The sequence below is a fragment of the Methylophaga sp. genome, from assembly GCF_965655755.1.
Classification (GTDB): domain Bacteria; phylum Pseudomonadota; class Gammaproteobacteria; order Nitrosococcales; family Methylophagaceae; genus Methylophaga.
On the sequence record NZ_CBFHHW010000033.1, the window covers coordinates 19869 to 26444 of the forward strand.

Consider the following 6576-nt stretch of genomic DNA (forward strand, 5'->3'; position numbering starts at 1 on the left):
CATAGGATATTTGCCAACAAAGCGACAGTGCCAACAACAATAATTAAAGTGCTTTGAGGTTCGCTTCCAAGTAGTAGCCGTCTAAATACATCGAGTAGTACGCCAATGCCTAATATGATTTGAAGATAGCCACTCACTCTGGCTGCCTTAACCTGTTTGGTGATTCCTTTACCAACTGCATATAGTGATAAACCATAAACAGTTGCATCTGCCAGCATATCGATAGAATCCGCCATTAGCCCAGTTGATTGTGCGAACCAACCCAGTATCAACTCAGCTACGAACATAAATGCATTGATAGAGAGAAGAACAATGAGCGTTTTTCTTTGCAAGCTTTCTTCTTGTTCAGCCCCACAACCACAACTTGACATTTTTTCCTCTCCGGAATAAGTACCTAACGCTATGACATCACAGCATGGCGATGAAGTGAAGGAACATCCAAAACGAAAAGTCACCTCCAGAAAAGCCCCAAAAAAACGCAACTAATATTGTAAGCGATACAACGTAAACTGCTGACGCTGACCTATCTCGGATGATGGCAAATCGGGTGGATAGATCGATCATCAATAATTCACAAATAGCAGGCCTAGCAGTAATGATATTAGGGTCTTATGAATTTAATCTTCTTTAGCCTGTGTAAAATCACTTAATATCGAGATTTACCTCTATTTGAATTCAGCCTCAGCAATTCTATCAACCGCTTCCAGCAGCCTTTCTTCGCTGGTGGTGTAGGCAAAACGGCAGTGTTTCTCTGCATCAAATCGACCAAAATCGAGTCCCGGCGTGATGGCAACGCCCGCTTCTTTGAGCAAAAATCGTGACAAAGCCATACTGTCAGGTATTGCCTCATTCAACATTGAAGAACAGTCAGCGTAAAGATAAAACGCACCTTGTGGGATAACGGGCAATTTAAAACCCAGTTGCTTTAAGGTGGGAAATAATACATTTCTTCGGGCTTCAAATGTCTGGCGTCGTTGTTCAAGAATTTCCAGTGTATCGTTCTGAAAGGCGGCTAACGCCGCATATTGAGACATGGTGGGTGCAGCCAGAAACAGGTTTTGGGCCAGGCGGTCCATAATTTCTGTGTAGCCTTCGGGTACGACTAACCAGCCCAAACGCCAGCCTGTCATACCAAAGAATTTAGAGAAACTATTGATTACGAATGCTTCATCACTAACAGATAGCGCTGTTGGCGCCTGAAAACCATCATAGGTCAGGCCGTGATAAATCTCGTCAACAACCAGTGTTCCTTTTTGCTTTTTTACTGAATCCGATAACGCTGATAGTTCCGACTTTTTCAACACGGTTCCAGTTGGGTTCGATGGCGAAGCAACTAATGCCATGCTGGTTTGTTTATCCCAATACTGTTCAACGTGATTTGCCGTGAGTTGATAGCGTGAGTCGGACGTGACGGGAACAGCATTGACCCCTCCTTCAACAAAACGGGCGAAATGTCGGTTACAGGGATAACCGGGATCCGCTAATAAAACCTTCTTACCCTGCTCCAACAACGCACCCATCACTAAAAGTAACGCACCCGATGCACCGGGGGTAACCACGACCCGCTCCGGTGAAATAGTGACCTGGTACTGAGTTTGATACCAGTTGGCTATCGCTTCACGCAGTTCCGGCAGGCCCAGAGCTGGTGTATAGTGGGTTTTACCTGCTTTGATGGCTTTCACACCTGCTTCTATAACCGGTTCCGGCGTTTCAAAGTCAGGCTCCCCTACTTCCATATGAATGATGTCGTTCCCCTGACTCTGCAATAGCTTTGCTTGAGCCAGAATATCCATCACATGAAAAGGAGAAATATCTGCAGCACGCTTGGTTATCGGCTTGTTCATTGAGGTCTCATTACTGTTTTGTTTTTAAATAATATGGCGATAAATCAGCCTCAGCTTAGCCGAAATGACTTTGGTTTTTCACTGCCTAGTCTAAGTCAGTTACTATCAAAGTTGTAAGCCTACTCAGGACTCGCTTTTAGTAGAATTATAAATAATTAAAAAAAGTCTCGTCATTATGGTGAATTTATGGCACCGTAACCGATAGACATTTTCGCCCAAGAGCCAGTCATGACCTACATTGAGGCATGCGCATTACGCTAAAAAACGTGTGTTTTCAAGTCCGGTTACTGCGCTTGTGTGAATGGTGTCAAAATAACCGATTTTAATTGCTTCCTTAAGCATTTTTGGATTGGGAATAAGCTAAAATAGTATTTTTGTTTTGCACAATGAGGGTTCATCTGGTATAGATTCGCCCTTGGTTTTAGAAAGTATGAGGTTTGAACATGGAAAACACTCTGGTTGAGGCTAAAATTACTCCTTATCAGGAGGAAGCTGGCGAAGAATATATGAACGATGCTCAAGTTGAGCATTTTCATAATATTTTAATGACTTGGAGGGCACAATTACGCGAGGAAGTGGATCGTACTGTTCATCATATGCAAGATGAAGCGGCTAACTTCCCGGACCCTAATGATCGTGCAACTCAAGAAGAGGAATTTACGCTCGAATTACGAACACGTGACCGTGAACGTAAACTCATCAAAAAGATTGATGAATCATTGATTGATTTAGAAAAAGGTGACTATGGTTTTTGCGAATCATGTGGCACCGAAATTGGTGTGCGCCGCCTTGAAGCAAGGCCCACCGCCACTCTGTGTATCGACTGCAAAACATTAGACGAAATCAGAGAAAAAAATCGCGTCAGATAAACAACGCCTAGACGTTGTTGAATAGCAATAATGCTATAACCTCATACGCTCAAAAGCCCTGCCAGTCAGGGCTTTTTTTTGCCTGTTATTCGGGGCCACCCCGTTCATAGGTATAAAGTAAATCGATACCACTCTCAGTTCCGGACTCGGCTTTTAATGACCAAATCTTACTTAACTGATAACGCAGCTCAACTGTGCTGACCGAATCAAACACGCCAATGCCATAACTGAGGTATAACTTTGGCGATAGGTATTTACCCACTTGTAACGCCGCATTTTCAGCACTATCCCCTCTCACGGTGAATTCATCCAAACCGAATGTGCTCGCTATTCCATCACCGATCATGGCACCATTCTGCAGCCCCAGACCAGATGCTGCAGAAGCGAGTAATGCTGCATCTGTCGCACTGGCTTTATCTATCGGTTTACCCAGCAGGATATAAGACAAAATATCGTCTTGACTCATATCAGGCGTTGAAAATAATGTTGCCTGAGGTGATGAGGCATAGCCCTCGATATGAAGACCGGCTTTATAGTCTTCTCCCACTCTGACAGCTTTGATATCGAGTTCCGGATTATCAATCGCACCCCCAGCATAGCGAATACTGCCATCGTTGACTTGAAGTAACTTACCGTAAGCAAGGTAACTACCGTCTTTGATTTTGATTTCACCATTGCCCAGCAAGATATCATTAGTGTTACCGCTCACAGCTAAATCACCGGTTAAACGCCCCTGAAAACCGGCCGCCTTGAGCTTCACCTTATCGCCCAGAATGATTTTTATATCCACTTCGGTGGACGGGCCAGATTGTTCATCTTCTGACTCATCACGGACCACGACGACATCACGGCTCGGGCTCACGGTTGAATTAAACTGGGTGGGTTCTAACTCGGCTTCCGGGATCGTCACCTGCCCCGTTACTTTTGTCAGTTTTGGCGTCACCAGAATGGTTAAATCAGGTTCAGCTATTACCAGAGCCTCTGGTGTATTCATCACCCGAAATTGGTCAGCTTTTAAGTCCGTTTTAAGTTCCCAGTTTTTATCCGTGAGAGTGAAGGTGCCATCGCCGTTTAAGGTCCCCTTACCTGATGTTGCCTGATAGTCGAACGTCACTTGTTCCAGGTTGCCATTGATGTTGGCCTCAATCTGTTTCAATACGATACCAGCGTCAACAATGCCTATCTCGCCATTGATAAGGTTAGCCTGTCCTTTAATTTGTGGCTGAGCGGTGGTGCCGGAAACGGTTACATTCAGGTCAAATTTACCTTTTATATCGGTAAATGCAGGATGCGATATCTGCAACTGTGATAGATCCTGAATAGCTGTGTTGATTCGACCATTGATTGGTGCCGAATCGGGGTTTTCCAGGAAGGTTGTTAAGCCAGCAGTGTCGAACTCGGCCTCGATAGCAGAGACCCCATCCACAGCAGGCTCAAGATGAATCCGTGCATGGGTTTTGTCCGCATCAACTCGATAGTTTAAGAAGGTGTTATTCAACGTTATTGGCTTTTGCTGATTAAACGCTTCCTGCTCCAGTTTTAATGTAGCATCATCCAGGAAGACCTCACCTTCGCCGGTAATGGCTTCACCTTTGTTTGCCATGACATTAAAATCACCGCGAAGCGTTCCTTGCAACTGCTCTAGCTGTATAACAAACGCTTCAAACAGGCTTAATGGCACAGCATCAAATTGACCAGCTGTTTGCCAGCCTTTGCTGCTATTGTCTGCTTGTAGGCAGAAGTTACCATTATTGGATGCCCAGCAATGCTCTGGAATATGTTGCTCTTCAGCACTTATAATCAGCTCATCTTGTTGCTGCAAGGACCATTTTCCTGCTTTCTCATTCTCCATGCTGAAACGATTAATATTGCCCTGCCATATTCGTTCATTAAGCCCACCTGTAGCTGATAGCATAAGCGTTAACGGTTCTGATGCGATATCAACCGTTAATTGATGATTTTTTTGTTGGCCCGTGAGATGAAGATTTACTGTATCAATAGGCAAATGAGGCAAGCCGAGTCCCGTCACTTCGATACGGGAGTCCAGCTCGGCATTATCACTCATAGCAAGGTTGATATCACCCGTCAGTGCCTGTGCTTTTATATCCCGATATCGCAGGTTTCCTCCTGCTAGTTTTGCTTTTAGTTCAGGCGCTTGAAGCGTGCCTTTAATGTTACCTGACGCATCCATCTGACCGCTAAGATCCGGATAGAAGTCTTGTAAATCGGGCGATTTGAGTACCCAATCAAAAGCCATTATCTCATGCTGCATTTGACCGTTTGCCTGCAACGATGAATCTCCTGACTCTAGTTGCAACTGTTTGATATCAATCAGCGATTGGCTGTAATCAACTGCACCGCTCACTTGCAGTGGTCTTTGTCGTAATGTGCCCGTAATATCAATTTTGTTGGCTTGCACATGAAGCCCAGTCTCGGTCTTATTCTCGATAACGATGTGAGTATTACCTGATAAACTTCCCGGCCACTGCGTTGCTAATACCCCCGGATTGAGCTTATCAAGCATAAGCTCCCCTTCCATTAACAATGCTTCAGCCCAGAGTAATTTCCCCTGGTAGCTGAAACCGCCCTGTGCAAGAGCGATATCCAGACGGGTTTGTTCAAAGCCTTTATTAGTCTGTCCGCTTGCTTTTGCATCAACTGCCATTTGAACACCGTCCAGCAGAATTTTTGCCTGCGTCGTTAAATTCAAGGCTTCTGGCGTACCGGTCAGATTAATATTTCCTTGTTCGAGCAGCACCGTCATATCGGTCAATGACTCAGGCAGTTTAAGGCCGTGCCAGTCGGCATTGAATTGATATTGCATCGGAGTCGCATGCCAATCAACTCGGCCATCGGCATTTAGCTTGCCATCAAGCCCGCTAATCGAGAGTTGCTTTATGTCAATATCATTCTGTGTGCCTGCCGTTTCGGCGCTAACCTCCAACGCTTGTTGTTGCCACTCCAGATCGGTTTCAAGAGAAGCGGTATAGGCTTGCGCTGTGCCTGATACAAGCAGCGAACCTGTTGAACTTTTGGCAAAAATTTCCTCGCCAGTCAGCGGCCACTGCATATTTTTCCAGATGGCTTTCAGGTCAACTGTGGGGGTTGCATCGTTAATACTGATGTCACCCGCCAGATTCAACATGCTTTGTTCAGACAGTGCCGCCTGGCTGTTAATACGCCAGACTTTCAAATCATCACTATCAATATCCGCTGTCAGCTCAATAGCTGGCAACTCAGGCTGAATAACCTGAGAGGATAAAGTCGCATCGACAGAGTCAAGATCACCTTTGGCTGTTAACGTGACAGCCTTTAGTTGGGTTGACTGCTCTGGCACGATATCCGCCACATTGAGAGCGTCTGCTTCAAGTAATAAAGACCAGTTCATATCTGACAAAATATTCGTGACAGAGATCGATTGCGTAGAAACGATCGGGGCAGTAATCGTCTGATTTAAGGTTAGTCTTTGCAGATCACCATGAATATCGCCTGCTACCTCTAGCGGTTTGGCTAAAAGCTGCTTCAACGTGAGGTCATACTTAAGTCGGGTCTGATACGGGGACTGCAACTCGATGCCACCATTGAGAGCAATAGCTATATCATTACGATCGACGGACAGTTGATGAATTTGCAGTGAATCATAATTCACGTCAATTGCGGTATTGAGCTGATTAATAAGAACTGTGTTGTCATTTGATGACGAAACGGTTTGCACGTTATCAACAGTGATTTGCTTAATTTTGATGCGTAACGGTAACTTGATATCGGGCAGCGCCAGGTCCTCTGTAGACGTGTCAACATCTTCCGTTTCCACTACTAATAGTGTTACATCGTTTACTGTCAGTTTGTTAATCAGCAATGTG

The 6576-nt window shown here is 45.0% G+C and carries 4 protein-coding genes; 1 reads left to right on the plus strand and 3 read right to left on the minus strand.

Annotation, left to right across the window (positions count from 1 at the left end; all coding sequences use genetic code 11):
- The coding region (locus ACTF5U_RS10630; protein WP_438971605.1) for a cation transporter at positions 1-371 on the minus strand (371 nt) is incomplete at its 3' end.
- A gap of 294 nt (positions 372-665) precedes the next feature.
- Complete coding sequence (locus tag ACTF5U_RS10635) at positions 666-1844, minus strand: pyridoxal phosphate-dependent aminotransferase (RefSeq protein ID WP_438971606.1); 1179 nt, start codon at positions 1842-1844, stop codon at positions 666-668.
- 443 nt (positions 1845-2287) lie between these two features.
- On the opposite strand from ACTF5U_RS10635, the gene dksA reads away from it, so the two are divergent.
- Positions 2288-2713 carry an RNA polymerase-binding protein DksA gene (gene dksA, locus ACTF5U_RS10640; RefSeq protein WP_438971607.1) on the plus strand — a complete coding sequence of 142 codons (426 nt, stop codon included), beginning with the start codon at positions 2288-2290 and terminating at the stop codon, positions 2711-2713.
- 85 nt (positions 2714-2798) lie between these two features.
- Here the strand turns inward: dksA and ACTF5U_RS10645 are convergent.
- Positions 2799-6576 (minus strand): translocation/assembly module TamB domain-containing protein (locus ACTF5U_RS10645; RefSeq protein WP_438971608.1); only part of this gene is annotated, 3778 nt, incomplete at its 5' end.